At 39.4% G+C, this 19,905-nt stretch carries 17 protein-coding genes; 10 read left to right on the top strand and 7 right to left on the bottom strand.

Annotation, left to right across the window (positions count from 1 at the left end; translation table 11 throughout):
• Nucleotide 1: 1 nt before the first annotated feature.
• From plsX to HWV01_RS11680, 10 genes are all read left to right on the top strand, one after another.
• Complete coding sequence (plsX, locus tag HWV01_RS11725; protein WP_211671678.1) at nucleotides 2–1,015, top strand: phosphate acyltransferase PlsX; 1,014 nt, start codon at nucleotides 2–4, stop codon at nucleotides 1,013–1,015.
• Nucleotides 1,016–1,146: 131 nt separating this feature from the next.
• A complete protein-coding gene (gene fabD, locus HWV01_RS11720) occupies nucleotides 1,147–2,070 on the top strand; it encodes an ACP S-malonyltransferase (protein WP_211671675.1) in 924 nt (307 codons plus the stop codon).
• Between the two features lie 16 nt (nucleotides 2,071–2,086).
• Nucleotides 2,087–2,821 carry a 3-oxoacyl-ACP reductase FabG gene (fabG, locus tag HWV01_RS11715; RefSeq protein ID WP_211671668.1) on the top strand — a complete coding sequence of 245 codons (735 nt, stop codon included), beginning with the start codon at nucleotides 2,087–2,089 and terminating at the stop codon, nucleotides 2,819–2,821.
• A 141-nt stretch (nucleotides 2,822–2,962) separates the two neighbouring features.
• Entirely contained in the window at nucleotides 2,963–3,199 is a 237-nt protein-coding gene (gene acpP, locus HWV01_RS11710) for an acyl carrier protein (RefSeq protein WP_067049274.1), read from the top strand.
• 119 nt (nucleotides 3,200–3,318) lie between these two features.
• A complete protein-coding gene (gene fabF, locus HWV01_RS11705) occupies nucleotides 3,319–4,563 on the top strand; it encodes a beta-ketoacyl-ACP synthase II (RefSeq protein WP_211671665.1) in 1,245 nt (414 codons plus the stop codon).
• A 178-nt stretch (nucleotides 4,564–4,741) separates the two neighbouring features.
• Entirely contained in the window at nucleotides 4,742–5,740 is a 999-nt protein-coding gene (gene mltG / locus HWV01_RS11700; protein ID WP_211671661.1) for an endolytic transglycosylase MltG, read from the top strand.
• 16 nt (nucleotides 5,741–5,756) lie between these two features.
• Entirely contained in the window at nucleotides 5,757–6,401 is a 645-nt protein-coding gene (gene tmk, locus HWV01_RS11695; RefSeq protein WP_211671655.1) for a dTMP kinase, read from the top strand.
• A gap of 46 nt (nucleotides 6,402–6,447) precedes the next feature.
• The gene (gene holB / locus HWV01_RS11690) at nucleotides 6,448–7,377 is read left to right on the top strand and encodes a DNA polymerase III subunit delta' (RefSeq protein WP_249185282.1); all 930 of its coding nucleotides are present in this window, start codon (nucleotides 6,448–6,450) and stop codon (nucleotides 7,375–7,377) included.
• A 1-nt stretch (nucleotide 7,378) separates the two neighbouring features.
• Nucleotides 7,379–8,152 (top strand): TatD family hydrolase, encoded by a 774-nt coding sequence (locus HWV01_RS11685; RefSeq protein WP_211671653.1) that lies wholly within the window; start codon nucleotides 7,379–7,381, stop codon nucleotides 8,150–8,152.
• A gap of 231 nt (nucleotides 8,153–8,383) precedes the next feature.
• A complete protein-coding gene (locus tag HWV01_RS11680; RefSeq protein WP_211671650.1) occupies nucleotides 8,384–8,635 on the top strand; it encodes a DUF2960 domain-containing protein in 252 nt (83 codons plus the stop codon).
• Between the two features lie 123 nt (nucleotides 8,636–8,758).
• On the opposite strand, the gene HWV01_RS11675 is transcribed toward HWV01_RS11680, so the two are convergent.
• From HWV01_RS11675 to HWV01_RS11645, 7 genes are all read right to left on the bottom strand, one after another.
• Nucleotides 8,759–11,581, bottom strand: a complete 2,823-nt coding sequence (locus HWV01_RS11675) for an Hsp70 family protein (RefSeq protein ID WP_211671649.1) — start codon at nucleotides 11,579–11,581, stop codon at nucleotides 8,759–8,761.
• Nucleotides 11,582–11,677: 96 nt separating this feature from the next.
• Nucleotides 11,678–13,507 (bottom strand): Hsp70 family protein, encoded by a 1,830-nt coding sequence (locus HWV01_RS11670; protein ID WP_211671647.1) that lies wholly within the window; start codon nucleotides 13,505–13,507, stop codon nucleotides 11,678–11,680.
• Nucleotides 13,504–14,124 (bottom strand): DUF2760 domain-containing protein, encoded by a 621-nt coding sequence (locus tag HWV01_RS11665; RefSeq protein WP_211671645.1) that lies wholly within the window; start codon nucleotides 14,122–14,124, stop codon nucleotides 13,504–13,506. The genes HWV01_RS11670 and HWV01_RS11665 overlap by 4 nt, the downstream gene beginning before the upstream one ends.
• Nucleotides 14,125–14,428: 304 nt before the next feature.
• Entirely contained in the window at nucleotides 14,429–15,889 is a 1,461-nt protein-coding gene (gene rsmF, locus HWV01_RS11660; RefSeq protein ID WP_211671643.1) for a 16S rRNA (cytosine(1407)-C(5))-methyltransferase RsmF, read from the bottom strand.
• Between the two features lie 92 nt (nucleotides 15,890–15,981).
• Nucleotides 15,982–18,696: an MlaD family protein gene (locus tag HWV01_RS11655; RefSeq protein ID WP_211671642.1), complete on the bottom strand. Its 2,715-nt coding sequence runs from the start codon at nucleotides 18,694–18,696 to the stop codon at nucleotides 15,982–15,984.
• The gene (locus HWV01_RS11650; RefSeq protein ID WP_211671640.1) at nucleotides 18,683–19,306 is read right to left on the bottom strand and encodes a paraquat-inducible protein A; all 624 of its coding nucleotides are present in this window, start codon (nucleotides 19,304–19,306) and stop codon (nucleotides 18,683–18,685) included. Before HWV01_RS11650 ends, HWV01_RS11655 begins: the two co-directional genes overlap by 14 nt.
• Nucleotides 19,293–19,901: a paraquat-inducible protein A gene (locus HWV01_RS11645; RefSeq protein WP_211671637.1), complete on the bottom strand. Its 609-nt coding sequence runs from the start codon at nucleotides 19,899–19,901 to the stop codon at nucleotides 19,293–19,295. Before HWV01_RS11645 ends, HWV01_RS11650 begins: the two co-directional genes overlap by 14 nt.
• Nucleotides 19,902–19,905: the final 4 nt, after the last annotated feature.

The following is a 19,905-nucleotide window of genomic DNA, read 5'->3' as shown; positions in this document are numbered from 1 at the left end:
TTTGCCTAATCTAACAATTGCGTTAGATGCCATGGGGGGCGATTTCGGCCCCCATGTCACTATCCCCGCCGCAATAAATATACTTAAAAAGTATAAACATCTCTCTATTTACCTTGTCGGTAACGAAGCTGAAATAACCCCTTTATTACAGCAAACTTCTGCGTCTGTTACATCTCGTTATACAATCATTCCTAGTTTCGATGATATACCCATGGATCTTGCCCCTGCGCTATCGCTGCGTAATTTTAAGCAATCCTCTATGCGTATGGCATTGAGCCTTGTTCGTGAAGGGAAAGCGCAAGCCTGTGTGAGTGCTGGAAATACCGGTGCATTGATGGTGCTTTCGCGGCATTTACTTAAAGTGCTGCCTTTTGTCGATCGACCAGCTTTAGTCTCCGCGCTACCTTCTATTACTAAGCAGCCTGTATACATGCTCGATTTGGGTGTGAATGTGAGTTGTGATGCTGATGCATTATTTCAATTTGCATTAATGGGTTCTGCACTTGCAGAACATGTTGGTAATATACCGAACCCAAAAGTTGCCTTACTTAATGTCGGACAAGAGGATATTAAAGGTAATGATTTGGTTAAGCGGGCAGCGCAATTACTGTCTGATCACCAAAGCTTAAATTATATCGGTTTTATTGAAGGCAATGATATTTTTTCTGGAAAAGCAGACGTCATTGTCTGCGATGGCTTTACTGGTAATGTCGCGCTTAAAACAAGTGAAGGTGTTGTTGACTTGGTTGTTTCTCAACTCACATCTGTATCAAATAAGAACATATTTACTAAATTATTATCATTATTGGTCAAACCACTAATAATGAACCGTCTAAGACGTTTGAAACCCGACCAGTATAACGGAGCAACTTTGTTAGGATTGCCGGGTATTGTAATTAAGAGTCATGGTAATGCTGAGCAGGTTGCCTTTGAATTTGCAATTGAACAGGCTGTAAAAGAAGTTGAAAGTGGATTAGTAGATAAAATATCCGCAAGTCTTGATGTTATTGATTAAGATTCAATTTAACTTATTTTATTCGTTTTTTCTCTTGAAAAATTCCATCGTTATCCTCATATTACTTTCTAGTTAGATAAGTTCATTCTCAAATTGATACATGAATCTTTATTAATTTTTATAGGTACTTTATGTCAAAATATGCAGTAGTATTCCCTGGTCAGGGTTCACAAACAATTGGTATGCTTTCAGATCTTGCTTCAGATCATCCAATCGTAGAACAAACGTTTGCTCAAGCAAGTGAAGTGCTTGGCTATGACCTATGGGACTTAGTGCAAAACGGAACTACTGAAGATCTAAGCCAAACTCATATTACGCAACCTGCATTATTGACGACTTCTGTTGCATTGTGGCGAATCGCCTCTGCGAAAGAAAGCTTTAAGCCTTCATTAGTTGCTGGTCATAGTTTAGGCGAGTACTCAGCATTAGTATGTGCTGGTGTCATTAAATTCGAAGACGCAATTGCACTTGTGGAATTACGTGGACAATTAATGCAACAAGCTGTTCCACAAGGTATTGGCGCAATGGCCGCTGTTATTGGTTTAGATAATGATGCGACGATTGCTGCTTGTGCAAAAGCGGCTGAATCTGAAGTTGTATCAGCTGTAAATTTCAATTCACCTGGTCAGGTGGTTATTGCGGGTAATAAAGCCGCGGTTGCTCGTGCTTCTGAGTTATGTATTGAAGCGGGTGCCCGACGTGTCATGCCTTTACCTGTAAGTGTACCTTCTCATTGTTCGTTGATGAAACCTGCAGCGGATGAATTAAAAATCGCATTAGAACAAGTTACTTTTAATATACCTGTCATTAAGGTGATTAATAATGTTGATGTAGCGTCACCAACAGATGCGGATAGCATTAAAGATGCGCTTATACGTCAACTTTATATGCCAGTGCGGTGGACTGAAGTGATAGAGGCTATGGCGAAAGAAGACATTACAACGTTATATGAATTCGGTCCTGGTAAAGTACTTACAGGACTTGTTAAGCGTATTGATAAAACGATTAAAGGTAGTGCAGTAAATAATCAAGCAACAATTGCTGATTTTGCATAACAGTAGGAATAAATAAATGAGTTTTTCAAGTAAAACAGTTCTCGTGACGGGCGCAAGCCGTGGTATTGGTCGCGCAATCGCGGAACATTTTGCAAAGTTAGGTGCCAAAGTTATTGGTACAGCAACTTCTGCACAAGGTGCTGATCGTATTGGCGCTTATTTAGGGGATTCGGGTTTTGGTTTGGAACTAAATGTGACAAATCAAGATTCAGTTGATGCATTATATGCTGAGATCAAAACCCGTGTTGGGCACATTGATATTTTAGTGAATAATGCCGGTATTACAGCAGATAATATCTTCTTGCGTATGAAAGAAGATGAATGGTGTAATGTTATTGACACTAACTTGACCTCTTTATACCGTCTATGTAAGCCTTGCTTACGCGGTATGATGAAGCAACGTTTTGGTCGTATCATTAATATTGGCTCTGTTGTTGGTTCAACTGGTAACGGCGGTCAAGCAAATTACGCAGCGGCTAAATCAGGTTTATTAGGATTTACTAAGTCACTTGCAAGTGAAGTCGCTTCTCGCGGTATCACTGTTAATGCGGTAGCACCTGGCTTTATCGAAACAGATATGACAAGTGAGTTATCGGAAGAACAAAAACAAACCATATTAGCTCAAGTACCAACCAATCGTCTTGGGAGTACTGTTGAGATAGCGGAAACTGTTGGATTTTTAGCATCTGATGGTGCAAGCTATATCACGGGTGAAACCATCCATGTAAATGGCGGAATGTATATGGCATAGCCATTTATATTTGATTTTGTTTATAAATTTGCGAGCTTTTTCACCATTCGTGGTTTGACCACCAAGTTAGGGCTTGCAAGTTTATGAGTAATCAATAAACTACTAATCAAAAGCTTTATATTTTTAAAGGAAAAGTAAAACATGAGTAACTTCGAAGAACGCGTAAAAAAAATCATTATTGAACAACTTGGTGTTAAAGAAGAAGAAGTGAAAAACGAAGCTTCTTTTGTTGATGACCTAGGTGCAGATTCTCTAGATACAGTTGAACTAGTTATGGCTCTAGAAGAAGAATTCGATACTGATATCCCAGACGATGAAGCAGAGAAAATCACTACTGTTCAAGCTGCAATCGACTTCGTTGTTTCTAGCGCTGAATAATTCAGCTGATTAAGTTCTCGATGAGAGATAATCAAAATAGAGTTGTTTTTATAATGACTTTATAAATATATAAAAGCGGTCGCAAGACCGCTTTTTTTTTGCCTATTTGGAGAACGAGTGTGGCTAATAGAAGAGTTGTAATTACAGGATTAGGTATTGTTTCACCAGTTGGTAACTCTGTTACGACTTCATGGGAAGCAATTAAATCTGGTATCAGCGGCATTGAAAATATTGAGCACTTTGATACCACTAATTTCTCAACAAAGTTTGCTGGCTTAGTTAATGATTTTGATGCTGAAGCTGTTGGGCTCAACCGTAAAGACTGCCGTAAAATGGATTTATTTATCCAATACGGGATCGTAGCAGCAGAGCAAGCAATTAAAGATTCAGGGTTAGCTATTACAGAACAAAATGCAACCCGAGTTGGTACTGCTATTGGTTCTGGTATTGGTGGACTTGGTCTGATTGAGCAAAATGTGCATAATTTTGCTAAAGGTGGGGCACGTAAAGTGAGTCCATTCTTTGTACCTTCAACGATTGTTAATATGGTTGCTGGCCATGTGTCTATCCGCAACAACCTAAAAGGTCCAAACATTGCCATCGCAACTGCTTGTACTTCAGGGACGCACTGTATTGGCCAGTCTGCTCGTATGATTGCATATGGCGATGCCGATGTAATGGTTGCCGGTGGTGCAGAAAAGGCATCAACAGAAATGGGCATGGCAGGTTTTGGCTCAGCGAAAGCATTATCAACGCGTAATGATGACCCACAAAAAGCAAGTCGTCCTTGGGATAAAGACCGTGATGGTTTTGTGCTTGGCGATGGTGCGGGTATTTTAGTGCTGGAAGAGTATGAGCATGCTGTCGCTCGTGGTGCAACTATCTATGCTGAATTAGTTGGCTTCGGAATGAGTGGCGATGCATTCCACATGACGTCACCACCTGAAGATGGAGCAGGTGCTGCTCTAGCGATGAGTAATGCAATTGCCGATGCGGGTATTGAAGCAAGTGAAGTCGGTTATGTAAATGCGCATGGCACATCAACACCAGCTGGTGATAAAGCCGAAACAGCTGCGGTTAAATCTGTATTTGGCGAGCACGCTTATAAACTTGCAGTTAGCTCAACAAAATCAATGACAGGTCACCTTTTGGGGGCGGCTGGTGCAATCGAAGCCATTTTTACAATTCTTGCTTTAAGAGATCAAATATTACCCCCAACAATCAACTTGGAGAACCCAAGTGAAGGTTGTGATCTGGATTTTGTAACTGATGGCGCTCGTACAGTGAGTATGGAATACGCCTTATCAAACTCATTTGGTTTTGGCGGTACGAACGGTTCGCTATTATTTAAAAAAGCGGACTAAGATATCAAAGTCATAACGTTAAACAATTAATTATTCATTTTGGTATAGCTAACATAATAAATAAGTGTTTTTAGTTATTTGATATTCACATGCAAGGTGATTAAACACACCTTGCATGTATCAAACAATTTTTCATTGGTGTAAAATGTGTGCTTGAATTTAATTTATGCATCGAGCTATGAAAAAGATAATTACTGCTATTTCCTTACTATTTACTATTCTATTGATTGCAGGTGTACTTTTCTATTCACGCTATCAATCATTTGTGTCTGTTGAACGTGTACAAACAGATCATATCCTTACTGTTTCTTCGGGTGATACCGCGCAATCAATTGCTAATCAAATGATTGCGGAGAGTAACTTCGAATCTAAAGTCTTTTTACGCCTCTTTTTTAAACAACACTCAGGTATTACCAATATTAAACTTGGTTCGTATAAAGTAACTGCAGGTTGGAATTTCCAAACATTATTCGAGCACCTTGCGTCTGGGGATGAGTTCCAGTATAAAATCACCTTCATTGAAGGATCAACATTTAAAGAATGGCGCAAGCAGTTAACACAAGCAACGGGTATTATTGATGATACGGCTGACTTATCTGAAGTCGAATTAGCGCAATTATTAAAAATAGAAAACTCAAAGCTTGAAGGCTTGATGCTGCCTGAGACCTATTTTTATCCGCAAGGGACGTTAGTTTCAGCGTTATATTTAAAATCACATAAAAAACTTCAAGCTTATTTAAATGCGGCGTGGGAAACAAGAGATAAAAACTTACCGCTTAAAACACCTTATGAGGCGCTGATTCTTGCCTCTATCATCGAGAAAGAGACTGGATTAGAAAGCGAAAGAACGACTGTATCGTCTGTGTTTATTAATCGATTGAACAGACGTATGCGTTTACAGACTGATCCAACCGTCATTTATGGCATGGGTGATGAGTATAAAGGTAATATTCGTCGTAAACACCTACGTCAAAAAACAGATTACAACACCTATGTGATAAGAGGTTTACCGCCTACACCGATTGCGATGGTGGGTAAAATGTCTATTGATGCAGCACTACACCCAGCCAAAACAAGCTATTTATATTTTGTTGCAAGTGGTGACGGCGGTCATTATTTTTCAAAAAATTTAAAAGAGCACAATCGTGCTGTTCGTAAATACATTTTAAAAAGATAAATTGAAGAGAGTTATTGTGCAAGCTAAATTTTTAGTAATCGAAGGCCTCGAAGGCGCAGGTAAAAGTACTGCAGTAAGCACCGTTATTAATTGGCTAGCGGAGCAGGGGATCACAGATGTGATCACCACACGTGAACCAGGCGGAACGAAACTTGCCGAAAAGATGCGTGCTATTGTGAAAGAAGTCGATACCGAAGAGCCGTTGACTGAATCAGCTGAATTAATGCTAATGTATGCCGCACGTGCCCAATTAGTGGAAAATGTAATTAAACCAGCCCTAGCGAAAGGCCAATGGGTTGTGGGAGATCGTCATGATCTTTCTTCTATTGCTTACCAAGGTGGCGGCCGTGGTTTTGATATTGGTGTGTTGAATACACTACGTCAAGTCGCTATTGGTGACTTCAAGCCTGATATGACGTTATTGTTAGATATCGATCCCGCGGTTGGTTTAGAACGCGCAAAAGTACGCGGTGAATTAGACCGTATTGAATTAGAGCAACTGTCTTTCTTCCAGCGTATTGGTGCAAAATACCAAGAACTTGCAGCCGCTGATGACACTATTTATAGTGTTGATGCGGGACAGAATATTGATAATGTTCAGGCACAAATCCGTGATGTATTAACGGCGAATGCTAATTGTAATAATGAAAGTGTTGAATAATTAAATGCTATATCCTTGGTTATTACCTCACTGGGAAAAACAACAAATGCAAATGACTGCAGGTCGTTTACATCATGCGTTGTTTATTACCAGTGCTAGCGGTATGGGTAAACTGTCGTATGCGCAGACACTTGCCCAAACTTTATTATGTAAAGAGCCTATTGGTTGGGAGCCTTGCCACCAATGTCACCCTTGCCAGTTATTCGAGACCAGTGTACATCCTGATTATTATTTGGTTTCAACTGAACCCGGTAAAGTGATTGGTGTTGATCAAATAAGGCTTATTAGTCAGAAATTAAATGAGTATTCACAACTTGCTGGTAACAAGGTCGTCATTATCGAGCATGCTGAAAGCTTTAATTTAGCCTCTGCTAATGCATTACTTAAAACATTAGAAGAACCAAGTAATGGTAGCTACATCATTTTGTTGGCTGAAAATAAGTCACAAGTATTACCGACAATTTATAGCCGGTGTCAAAAACTACACCTTCCAGCGCCGCCGGAGCAGGAAACACTGTCATGGTTACAGCTGCAGTTCCCGATAGAGAACCCGACATTGACTGCTATCCGCATTAATCATGGGGCACCTTTACACACGCTAAATTATTTAAACAACGGCGATGATGATTTGCGTAGAGAGATATTCTCAAATATAGCGTTACTGACACAACAGCCAGCTGCGATTACGCGATTGTGTGAGATCATTACAGACCGCACATTAGAGAAGTTATCTTGGTTACAGTTTATCTTACTTGATTTACAGAAAGTTAATCGGGGTGTAGGCGTTGATTATATTGTTAATACAGACCAACTTGAATGGTTAACACACTTCTCAACGCTGTTATCTCAAGACAAAATTACTCAACTACAATCAGAGTTGACAGAGCTTCGTCAGTTATTAATGCAAAATAATAATTTAACGGCTGAAACATTGATTCTGTCATTTTTAATTAAACTAAAAAGATTCATAAATTAATATGCTAGTAGATTCTCATTGCCATTTAGATGGCCTAGATTACGATACAATTCATACAGATCTTGCCGATGTTGTTAATAAAGCGACAGAACGTGGCGTATCGCATTTATTAAGCGTATCTGTGACTTTACCCCGCTTCAAAACCATGATTGAGCTGATAGCTGAATTTGACAATATTCATGCATCATGTGGTGTCCATCCACTTAATCTTGAAGATGAATATGAAAAATCTGAGTTATTGGCATTAGCACAAAATGAAAAAGTCGTCGCTATTGGTGAGACGGGTTTAGATTATTTCTATTCACCTGAAAACAAAGATATCCAGCAAGCATCATTCCGTAATCATATTCAAGTTGCAATTGAGCTTAATAAACCACTGATTATTCATACGCGTGGTGCTGTTGATGACACAATACGTATCTTAAAAGAAGAAGGCGCAGAAAAAATCGGTGGTGTTATCCATTGTTTTACTGAGTCTGATGCAATGGCCGCCGCAGTGTTAGAAATGGGGTTTTACATCTCTATTTCAGGTATTGTAACGTTCAAATCAGCTAAAGATTTACAAGCCGTGGTTAAAACAATCCCTGCGGATAGATTATTAGTCGAAACTGATTCACCCTATTTAGCACCTGTACCTTACCGTGGTAAAGAGAATCAACCTGCTTATGTTCGTGCAGTTGCCGAATTCGTTGCTGATTTACGTGGCGTAACCTTCGCTGAATTAGCAGAATCAACGACAGAGAACTACTTTAAGCTGTTTAACGCTAAAAAGTAATATCAACCTGATATAGCATTTTGACGTAACTTGGTTATATACCGCACTCAACTTTTGACGACTGAGTTGAGTGTGGTATTATCCACACAAATTTATGGCGCTGTTTAATATTACACATCGATAAACTAACAGTACGATGTTAATAAGTTACAGTACTATCTTAATAAGTCACAGTACTACCTCGATATTAATGACATGTAATATCGAATTTAATCATTATTTGGAGGCATTTTGGCCCACCTAGTTAGTTATACTTATAAAAAAGAAGATAAAAAAATTCCATTCTCATACCGACAGTTTCACCATATCTATGAAGCGGTTGCCGCAGAAGAAGGAATCGATCTAACGCAATATATGATTATGGAAAAACAAGTTGAAGATGTATCGAAAGGTACTAAAGCCGTAAGAGAATTCCGTAAAAACCATTTTACTAAATTAGGTTTTAGTAATGTTTGGTTTATTAAAGACGGTATTGAAGAATAACTATTTGTATGAAATGAATAGTTTAGTAATGAATAAATAGTTTTAGTAATTAATGAATTGTTAAAGCTAAACAATAGGTGGTCAAAACGAAGACCACCTATTAAAATAGCGATGACTAAAATATTACGACAGTAAGGTTAACCCTGTAGGTAGGCTATCACCAAAGATACGCTTTATTACTGTTTCATCAGACGTTTGTACATCACTTACTAATGCTAACCAAGCTTCCGATAATTTATTCTGCGTTAATTTTTCTATTACAGCATCTCTTACCTTATCTTGAATATCCATTTCTCTATCACCGGTTTTTCTGGCAATCATAACGGCTGCAAAAGCAATGTGTGGTTCTTTTTGCCAATTAGCTTCAAGTAATGTATTTAACCATGTTTCAACGATATGGCGGGGAATAACATTATGTAGACTACCATAAAAAGCAACGCGAGATGCGATACGGCCTAATGCCCACCAATGTAATTGCTGATTTTGTGGTTTCTTTAATTTAGCCAGTAAGTATTCACCAAACTCAACTTTTAGCGCCACTGGAATGTGTTCTAATGAGGCGACAAGTCGAATAATATCATCATAGCTGCGTTGTTTCGCTTGATTGATGATTTTGGCATGTTTATTAGTGTCTTCAACAAAGTAGACTGAAAGAGTATCGTATATTTCGATCTGTTGTTGTTCACTGAGGCCACCAGCAATACGGCGCCATAAATTCCACCAATCGCTCCATGACTGGGTTGATTTATTATATTGAATAGCTGATTTAAATATCGGCCAAATTTGTTCAATACGCCAATCATCAGCTGGGTAGCCAAAGCCAGGACGCAGCAGGAAGCTTGTTAGTTTTAACCAATTACGTTCATGCTGCTCGGTACGGCGGCGGTTTTTAGCAAACTGTAAGCACGGCGCAGCAAGTTCACGTAATAGGTCTGTGTCCCAAGTATCGCGTTTGCCTAAACGTTTATCAAGGTCGTTACGCAATGATTTAACTAATTTAGGATCGCTTTTTTTACTACTTGCACCATACACAGCTTCAATTAATTTAATTGCCTCAGGGAGGTTGGGGTGGCGCTGTTTAATCGCATTAATATCTTTAGTATCATTATAGGTCTTTTTATTTGTTAAACTTGGGCGAACAGAGAACTCTAATGCCCAGCGTTGCTTGCTGTTGGTTTCACTCACACATTCAAGTTGTAAGGTACCGATACTACTTAACTTGCAAGACAAGTACACTGACTCAAAACGTTTGTGATCTTTGTGCTCAGGGATCGTGACGACAAAAGGTGGTAACGGCGTTTTACCTTTCAACTCACTTTCAAACTCTTTTTCAAACTTTTTATCAATAATGTCACCAGGTTTTAAATTGCTTTCATAGCTTGTGGTGGCAAGATTAAAACGAATGGGTTCACCAATAGTTAATGAAAACAAACGGCTATCTAAATTGATAACGTGCTCGTCTTCTGTGCCTTTCGGCAATAGACAAATAGATTGTGGTGTACCAGAACGATCGGTTATTTCAATGAAGTAATTTCGAGGACTACCACCGCCAATTTGTTTCTGTTTACCCATTTTGGCAAAGCCAAATTCAACAGCGCCATATGCAACCGATAAATCAGGGTTACCATTGTGTAGCATCTGAACTTTTTGTTGCTTCCAACCCGATAATACTTTTTCAATGTGCAGTTTTACTTGTTGGCTATTAAAGATACCACCATTAACAAGCATTGCGGCTGGTACGACAGCTGTATCATAATCGTCGGCTGCGTCTACATCGTAATAAGTGTGGATGAATTCGGCAATATGTTTTGAAATCGCAGGGTCCGAGGTATACGGTAAACCAAATTCCACAACCGCATTTTTTCTGTGCGTTGGTAATTCGTTAAACGCGCTATTGGGCAGGAAGCCATTAAACACCATATCGATGACTTCATTTTTAGTTAGTTCACATTTTTTAGACTGCGCAATTAACTTAGAGCCACGACCCAGCAACGTAATTGATGTGGTACTCGGTGGTTGCTCGGATAAAAAGAGCTCTTTTGCTTGGCGTGTCTGCTGTATTAGTTGTCCTAATGCCGCAGATTTTAAACGTTGGTCTGGTGATATTCTTGATTCGACAATATGGGCTAACGCTAAGTCGATGTTATCACCACCCAGCATTAAATGATCACCAACTGCGACACGATTTAAATTTAGCTCGCCATGATCTAATGACATTTCGATTAAGCTTAAATCCGTTGTACCACCACCGATGTCACATACAAGCATGGTTTTATCGTGTTCAATCAAATCTGTTTTAGCTTGTTTATTTCGGTGATACCAGTCATAACAAACGGCTTGTGGTTCTTCTAATAGCGTCACGTTTGTTAAGCCAACGAGATCTGCAGCGGCGAGAGTTAATGCACGGGCGGTGTCGTTAAAAGAGGCTGGAACAGTGATAGTAATATTTTGATCGGCAAGTAAGTACTCTGGATTATGATAATTCCAAGACGCTTGAAAATGTGCAAGGTAGCTTGCACTGGCAATGACTGGCGATACTTTTTCAATGTTATCTTCAACGGCCCAAGGAAGAATGGCAGCTTGTGCATCGATACTTGGGTGAGATAACCAACTTTTGGCACTCGAAACTAAACGGCCTTTGGTCTTTGTGCCTAAATCGCGTGCCCATTGACCAACAATAACATTCGCTATTTCACCGTTAAAATTAATTTTTTTCCAGGGTAAAACACAATCAGTTGGGGCAATTTCGTTGTCATTAAAATGATAGCGGAATGAAGGGAGTAACGGTTTTCTTGCAACTTCGCCAGGACCAACCAATTGGTCAACGAGAAATACAGAAGCGCTGGCTTGATAATCATCGATATTTTTATAAGAAAGAACACTGTGGGTGGTGCCAAGATCGATGCCAATTACATATTGCGCTGTTTTAGAAACAGGTGAGGGCATTAAAAACTCCATATAATAAAACTCAGGGCAAAGTGCCCTGAGTTAAGTACACATTTATCAATATAACGACTGTGTAATGATTATGTTAGATCATGTTTATTGACGAACAGTTAATTCAATTTCCCAAGCTTCGTCGCTATCATCAGCAATCGCTTCAATTTTTAAAGTACCCACTTCAGTCACAGTCACTGAAAGCGATACAGGAACAACATCGCCACTGTTACGGCTACTTGTCTCGAGCGATACTTCGATATCAGGTAGTTGCTCAAGATCTTCTGGTTGCCAGAAATCAAGGTGCGTACCAACCACATCGTCACGACGTACTGTTGAACCAAAGAACTTGAATTTAACCGGTTGACCGACAACTAAACCAAACTGGTGTGTAGTTACATCAACATTTGAACCTTCTTCGAGACCAAATGGGGCAATGCAAACTGCTTCAAGTGGCGGTTCGAAGCCAGGGATGGCGGGCATTGAGCTTTCAACACCGACATAGTATGAACTCGCTAAACCGCCTTTAATACGAACGCCTTTACCATGTTTCGCATAACCGTGGTAACAAGCACCATTCGCAACAGCAAGATCTAAATCAATCCCCGTTAATAATGTTGCTTCTTCTTCAACGTCAGCTGTAATTAACCAATCATTGATAATACCCATTAGCTTAGTGCTGATAGCATCAGATTTAAACACACCACCATTAAACAATACTGCCGTTGGTTTGATGAAGTCACCGGCATCGGTTTCTAGTGCGTCATGCTGTTTATTCAAGAAGTGAGCAATGTGCTTAGTGATTGCTGCATCTTGTGCATACGGTAGACCAATCTGTGTTAATGCTGTGCGCGTATTCTGTTGTGGCATATCTGTCACAGCTGTTGCAGGGAAGAAACCATCTAAGATAGTTTGGTGTACTTCATCACGTGTTAATTCAGTTTGCATAGTGCCAGCAATTAACTTAGAGCCACGACTAGGGATAACAATTGGCATTGCTTCTATGTCATTATCTAATAGTAGTTGTTCCTTAGCATCACGACACGCATGTGTGATGGCTTGAATTTGCCAAGGTTGTAACTGCTTGCCTTCTTGCATTAACTTCATTTTTAGACGATATGCAAGGGCAAGATCCATATTATCACCGCCAAGTAGGATATGTTCACCTACAGCAACGCGTGATAACGTTAAGTTACCTTCAGACTCTTCAACAGAAATTAATGATAAATCCGTTGTACCACCACCAATATCAACCACTAAGATGGTATCACCAACATTGACTTGGTCTCGCCATTCGTCACCGCATGCTTCTAACCAGCTATAAACTGCCGCTTGAGGTTCTTCAAGTAGATTTAAATGTTTAAGGTTTAAATCTTGTGCTGCTTGCGCCGTTAAGTTACGTGCTGCTGGGTCGAAAGAAGCAGGGATGGTGATTGTTACATCCTGCTCTGAAATTGGCGCATCTGGGTGTGCATCATTCCAAGCTGCAGCTAGGTGGTTTAAGTATTGGCTTGTCGCTGTTACAGGGGAGATCTTTTCAACTTCGTCAGGACTTGAGAATGGTAAGATCGCATCGTGTGGGCTAACGGTCGCATGGCTTAACCAGCTCTTGGCACTTGATACCAAGCGGATAGGGGTCTTTAAACCAAGTTGGCGTGCAACATCACCAACAAGGGCTGTATTTTCACCATCCCATGGTAATGGCGTTTGATCTTGGCTGATCTCTTCGGCATGTGCTTGGTACACAAATGAAGGCAATTGGAATTTTTCTGTTACAGAACCTGGTGCTGATAGTTGTGGGATTGCAAACAACTGCTTAGCTGCTTGATCACTTTCGTCAGTAAGGTCGATGTATGATAATACACAGTGTGTTGTACCTAAATCGATACCAATACTGTATTGTGCGGCAATTTCGCTCATAGTGATGTCGCTCATAGTTCAACCTCTGCTGCTGCAACGATGTTAGCATTGTGGCCTTGTGCCAGTTTAGGTAGATTTACGCTGCTGATTTTCCAACCTTGATGAACTAAAATACCACGGTAAGGCGCGCTGCCAAGTACGTTACCAATCAGTTTGATTTCTGATGGATTAAAACCTTCAGCGACAGTTACTTGGCTTTCTTCTTCTTCAGTACGGATCGGCGTGAAGGTGAAGTATTCATTAATTACTTTTTTACTACCAGTATGGATGATACGTGCTGCAGCACCAATTTGTTCATCCGTTGCACCCGTTAAGTCTTCTTGAATGAAATCAACAAAACGTGCTTCATTTTGTAGTAGTGATAAAAGCTGACATGCGGCAGCTGGGCTTGCTTCTTGTAACGGTGCTTTAATTTCAACAATTTTTTCAACATCTACGTGTTTAATGACTTCCACTATTTTCTCTATTTCAACTGGTACTTCTTTTTCAACAATCTTTTCTATTTCAACAGTCTTTTTACCACCTCGAACTAAGGTAATTAATAATAGGATTAAAGTCAGAGCGAATAGGACGATATGCGCTGCATCAGGACCGGCAGGTAGTTCAGTGATGTTAGTAAGGTCGAAGTTCATATATTTTACTCAAGTTTGTATAAATCAATATTAACGGCGATTTTATCATAGTTATTTATGTAACGAAGCATAATGTGATTTTTTAGCTTATTTACCTAGTAGTTAGGAACAAAGAATAGCCATTTTAGCTGGAATAATTAGAAACGTATTTTCAAGGAGAGTTATTTATAAAAAAAATAAAAAAAAGCCCAATACAAATCCTTGTACTGAGCTTAGGGAAACAGGTATTCTTGTAATATTAAATATAGTAAATTATTTACGTATATCAAATTGCCATTAAGTTATCGTGCTGTCGATCTTGATATTATTCGTTAAACAAATTGTTATCACGCACTAGGTCACGCGGGTAGTTATTTTTTAAACGCTGATTAACACGCTTACCTAAACCAAGCACACTACCTTCGAGTAATACAACAAGTTCACCCTGTAAGTCATCTAAATTATCGATGTCTACATCTGCAAAGTTAATATCACGTCCCATGATATATTGTTTAGCTTGCTCAATATCAAGTGACACGGCGTTTCTATCGCAGCGATGACCAAAGGTACGCGCCCATTCATGTTGTGCTCGGAAGCCTTTTTTAAACTTCTCCGCAATTTTAATACCGATACGATCGAATTTGAATTTACCGATGAACGCTGGGAATTCTTTCGGGAATAGCCAGATCTCACTATCACGATGATAGAAGACGCCACTCTCAAATTCAAAATTAAAGGTGTCACGGAAGTAATCACGAATTGCGTCATTTTCGAGACGGCTAACTGGGCTAAACGGGAATACTAAGCGTTTTTTCTTTTTAATCGGGCGTAGACCAAGTGATTCTTTTTTAGTGAATTTAGCAACAAAGAAACCTTCACTGTCATAAATTTGTGGCCAGACATGTAAGAAACCTTCTGCAGTTAAGCAATCATTCGCCGTTGGGAATAGGTCGGTAAGCGGAATAATGTCTGCGTTATCAGGATACAAATCGAGGAGGTGTTGGCAAACGGCTTGGTTCTCAGTTTGATTTAATGTGCAGGTTGAATAGATTAATGTGCCACCGGGTTTTAAGGCTTTAAATGCACTTTCAATTAATTCTTTCTGAATATCCGCAATGTCGTTAATACTGCCTAACGACCAATTAAGCATCGCTTTATCATCTTTACGGATAGCGCCTTCACCTGAACAAGGTGCATCAAGTAACACAGCATCAAACATTTCCGGTAACCAAGTACCAAATACATTCGCATCATAGTGACTAAGAGCAATGTTCTTAATACCACAGCGTTTGATATTCGCGCTTAATACTTTTAATCGGCTAGATGATAATTCGTTAGCCACAATGAAATTATTATTATTACACAGTGCAGCAATCTGACTTGTTTTTGAACCAGGCGCTGATGCGCAGTCAAGAATGGTATTGTATTGCGCAGTGGCTCCTGATACTTGTTCTTTAAACAACGCAGTAACAGGTAGCATTGAACTGGCTTCTTGAATATAAAAAAGACCTGCGATATGTTCCCAGCTATTACCTAGCTTGGTATCTGTATTTTCTTGTTGTAACCAAAACCCTTCTTCACACCAAGGGATTGATGTGAGTGCCCATTGCTTGGTTTTTGCTAATTGTTTAAATTCTTCAACAGAAATTTTAAGCGTGTTAACACGAACACTGGTTTTCAATGGTGTTTTGCAGCAAGCAATAAAGTCGTCCATAGAAAGATGGTCAGGGATAATGTTACCCATTAGTGTAAGGTAATCTTCAGGCAGTTTTATATTGGAATGCACTTTGCGGGCTCAATTTAGAAAGATGCGGGCATTTTACCATATACCCCAGCTACTTCAAGTTTATGAAACTCGTCGTAGCGGGGTATTATTTCTTATTTAGCGGGCTTTTGGATTTTGGTGTCCCACATCAACCAGTCGGGGTTAACTTCTTGTGCCAAATTGAATTGTGTGAAAGGCGCAGCTAATTTGCTATTTTTATCTGGATTTGGTGTCGCAAATGCAATACCGCCAGCCAGAATCGTTTTTAATGATTCAGCTTTTAGGGTTGCACCAGTTAAACCAATATCAACATTAAACCCTGATACCGCCCAAAATTGGCTATCGTTACGAACAAGGTGTTGATACTCTGGCAGAATATTAAGCGTAATTAATATCTTATCACTAAGCGCCGACAATTCAGAGTGCGTAACTGAGCCAACTTCAATCTGACGGTAATAAACGGGGGTTCCTGCTGTTAATGACATTAATCGTTTACTTACCAGTGTCACCGATAAGCCTGCGTCTTCAGCTGCTATATCCGGCGCAGCGTTGAGTACGTTAAACCGGTGAGTCTCATTACCTGTGCCTTTTGTAACGTTGATGAATGCGCCTGAAATTAAAGTATTCGCATTCTTAATGCCATTTAGGCCTACTTCTATATTTTCTAACCAGTATAGGCTGCCTTGACGTGCAAAATAGTTAGCGTAATCAGTTTCTAATTTAGCCGTTGCTTCAACAAAGCCTTGGTCAACTTTAAGTTTAATACTGCTGATTTCACCAACCTTTATACCTTTATGTTTTATTTCGGTGCCAATGTTAATGTCTGAACCAGAATTAAACGTTAGCGTGACTGTTGGGCGATTATCAGTTGCCGCAGCAAAGCTGTTGAACAGTTTATAATGGCTCAATCTTGACTCGGCAATACTCATTTTATTGTCATTGACAGGTTTGATGTTATCGAAGTTAATACCACCTGCGGCAATGGTTAATAACGATTCTGTTTGAACTTGTAAATTACTTAAACTACCTGATATTTCAATACCTGATACATCCCAAAATACACTGTTTTTGTTGATAAGATGTGCATATTGGCTAAGAATATCAAGCGTGATAATGACGTGTTCGTTGTCGGGCGCTAAATGAAATTCTGCAACGGTACCAACAATTAATTTACGGTAATATACAGGTGCGCCGTTAGAGATAACATGGTCTGGTTTACTGACTAAGGTAACCGTCTTATTTGCTTTGAAGGCGTTGTTACCTAATTTAGCAAGTGCTAAATTCGGGTAGAGGCGGTATCCCTGTGTGTTTCTTTTGGCTTTAAAGGCAGGGTTGTTAACCAGTTCAATACCGCCACTGACTAATGCTGCGATGGGGGAGGATTTAACGTTTATGCCAGATATACTCGCATTCACCGATACACCACTAACATTGATAAAACGTGATGAGGGGGTAAGTAAATGCGCATAATCTTGGTAAAGATTAACGTTTAAATCAATTAGGTTAGTTTTAGTATTAAAGCTCACATGACTAATATGGCCTATAGGGTAATTCTTATAATAAACCTTGTTACCCACGGCTAAGCCGTTAGCATCGTTAGCGGTAATCGATATTTGTTTATGTGGAATAAGATCATCTACGTTTGACACTAAATCAAACGTAGTCCGTAATTCACCTTGGCCTGGCGTAAAGAGAATGTAATTACCAGTGACTAAATTCACAATGTTTTTACTTTCAGAAAGGGACAGGTTTGCTTTTTCAACCCAAAATTGTGTGCTGTCACGAAACAGGTCTACAACGTCAGGATCTACATCGGCAATTGCGGTGGCGACAGATGGCGAGCTTTGTGTCGTAGGGATTAATGATTGTGTCATTACTTGTGTTATTTCACCGACTTTCAAGCCGTTAAAGTAAATATTATTACCTATTTTAATATCATTGCTGTTACTTAATTTGAATTCAATTTGAACAGCACGTTGTGCATCACTAATGCTGTTATATAGAGGATATATTTGTTTATCAATTGCTGGTTTACCAATGGTCGGTGAATCAAATGCAAGAGCACCGCTGATAATAGCGGTTAAACTCTCTGTTTCTATTTTTACGCCATCAACCCCAAACTCAGCGTTAATACCACTTGCATTCCAAAATCGAGATGTGTCTTTAACAAGATAGCTATATTGTTTATTTATGACGGCTTCGACTAGGATCTCATCGGTTTTTTTATCCAGCGTAAAACTATGTACTTGACCGACAGGGATCTTCTTATAGAAAATCTCCGAGCCAGGGCGCACAGATGAAAGCTTGTCAGCTGTTAAATGCACAATCAACCCCTCATCATCTGGCGGATTGTTCGGCGCATTCTGTATCGCTGTAAATTTGATACTGTATTCACCATCACCCGGTAAAAGGTCAATATAGTTTCCTGTTACTAGGGCGTCTAAACCTGAAATTCCTGCAATAGAGGCTTTTGGCGCAACGAGCCAAAATTGTGTGTTACGGCGCAGTACTTGCTCTGCTTTATTATCAATTTCAGCAGTAACATAAACGCCTTTAAGGTTGTCATCTAGCGCGATGTTTTTTACCTTACCTATTATTAATCCTTGGTATTTAACCAGTGTTTTACCAGCGACAATGCCATTCGCATTCGAGAAGTGTACTCGGATCTCGATACCGGCTTGGGTAATGCTTTGGTACATAAGGTAGAGTCCTAGTATGACTGCTACAATGGGTAACAACCATATTGGCGACATCACATTCGGCTTATGTAACACAGGTTTAGGTGCATTACAGTTATCCGGCATTTGTGGTTCGTTATTTTCTTTCATTTGTATGGTTTAAATCCCAAATTAAACGTGTATCAAAACTTTCTGCGGCGAGGATTGTTAATATAACAACCAACCCAAAGCAAGTGGCTCCATATCCGGGGTCAACTGAGAGTAAATTTCCTCGGTTGAGCACCGCGACCATAATCGATATAACAAACAAATCCATGATGGACCATTTGCCGATCCAATGAATTGCATTAAATAATAATAATTTTCGTTTTGGTGTAATAAATATTTTATTTTGAATCGATAATAAAATCAGCATTAAACCTATTATTTTAAATAGCGGAACTAAAATAGAGGCGATAAATATAATGATCGCAATACCTAAATCATCACTTTTTGCTAGTGCGATGGTACCAGACATAATGGTGTCTGGCGTAGACTGACCAGCACTTGTTAGCGTACTTATCGGTAAAAAATTGGCCGGAATCATCATAACTGCCGCCGTAATCAAGAGTGCCCATGTTTTTTGGATACTACGTGGTATACGAAAATGAACACGCGTGAAACAACGCGGACAACGTTGCCGTTTAACCTCCTGCTTCACATCGATTAATAAGTTACATTCATGACATTGGGCAATTTTATTATCTTTAGCGTTTTGCATTTTTCTCCATTTTCTGCCAGAAAATTTCTAGGTTGAGTCCATACATAATAAGGCTAGAAATAAACATAAGTGAAACAAAGCTAAGTAAACCTAACTGAAATTGGATATCAGCAATGTCAGAAAGTTTAAATATAGCGATCAAAAAGCTAACAAGATAAACTTCTAGCATACTCCATTCGGTAAAAAACTTAACGAGTTTGAGTAATAATATGAGCTGTGGTGTATTACGTTTAGTTAGTAGTAATAAACAAGCTTGTACGAGACAAGATAAAAATAGAAAGGGCGCAATAAAACTACAAAAAATAACGAGTAAACCGACGAAGTAAAACTTTTTTTGTAATAAGGCCCAAGCGCCTTGAATGAGTGTCGCCGATTCTTCGTTCCCGAGCATGGTGATCGTGAACATTGGAAACACATTTGCAATAACAACAAGTATAAGCCCGGTTAGTGAAAGCGCTAATATGGCGCTAATGGAAAAAGCATTATTTGTATATAATAACGAATTACAACGGGGGCACAGTGCATGCCTATTTTTTGCAATAGGTATATGATCAACAATAAGATCACATTTATTACAGACATTAATATTCGACATTTAC

Source organism: Moritella sp. 5 (assembly GCF_018219455.1).
Classification (GTDB): domain Bacteria; phylum Pseudomonadota; class Gammaproteobacteria; order Enterobacterales; family Moritellaceae; genus Moritella.
This window is presented reverse-complemented; position numbering and strand designations above follow the sequence as displayed.

Excerpts from the sequence above, each read along its gene's own strand:
- fabD (WP_211671675.1), top strand. The coding sequence starts at position 1,147 with ATGTCAAAATATGCAGTAGTATTCCCTGGTCAGGGTTCACAAACAATT.
- fabG (WP_211671668.1), top strand. The coding sequence starts at position 2,087 with ATGAGTTTTTCAAGTAAAACAGTTCTCGTGACGGGCGCAAGCCGTGGT.
- acpP (WP_067049274.1), top strand. The coding sequence starts at position 2,963 with ATGAGTAACTTCGAAGAACGCGTAAAAAAAATCATTATTGAACAACTT.
- mltG (WP_211671661.1), top strand. The coding sequence starts at position 4,742 with ATGAAAAAGATAATTACTGCTATTTCCTTACTATTTACTATTCTATTG.
- holB (WP_249185282.1), top strand. The coding sequence starts at position 6,448 with ATGCAAATGACTGCAGGTCGTTTACATCATGCGTTGTTTATTACCAGT.
- HWV01_RS11685 (WP_211671653.1), top strand. The coding sequence starts at position 7,379 with ATGCTAGTAGATTCTCATTGCCATTTAGATGGCCTAGATTACGATACA.
- HWV01_RS11675 (WP_211671649.1), bottom strand. The coding sequence starts at position 11,581 with ATGCCCTCACCTGTTTCTAAAACAGCGCAATATGTAATTGGCATCGAT.
- HWV01_RS11670 (WP_211671647.1), bottom strand. The coding sequence starts at position 13,507 with ATGAGCGACATCACTATGAGCGAAATTGCCGCACAATACAGTATTGGT.
- HWV01_RS11665 (WP_211671645.1), bottom strand. The coding sequence starts at position 14,124 with ATGAACTTCGACCTTACTAACATCACTGAACTACCTGCCGGTCCTGAT.
- HWV01_RS11655 (WP_211671642.1), bottom strand. The coding sequence starts at position 18,696 with ATGAAAGAAAATAACGAACCACAAATGCCGGATAACTGTAATGCACCT.
- HWV01_RS11650 (WP_211671640.1), bottom strand. The coding sequence starts at position 19,306 with ATGCAAAACGCTAAAGATAATAAAATTGCCCAATGTCATGAATGTAAC.
- HWV01_RS11645 (WP_211671637.1), bottom strand. The coding sequence starts at position 19,901 with ATGTCGAATATTAATGTCTGTAATAAATGTGATCTTATTGTTGATCAT.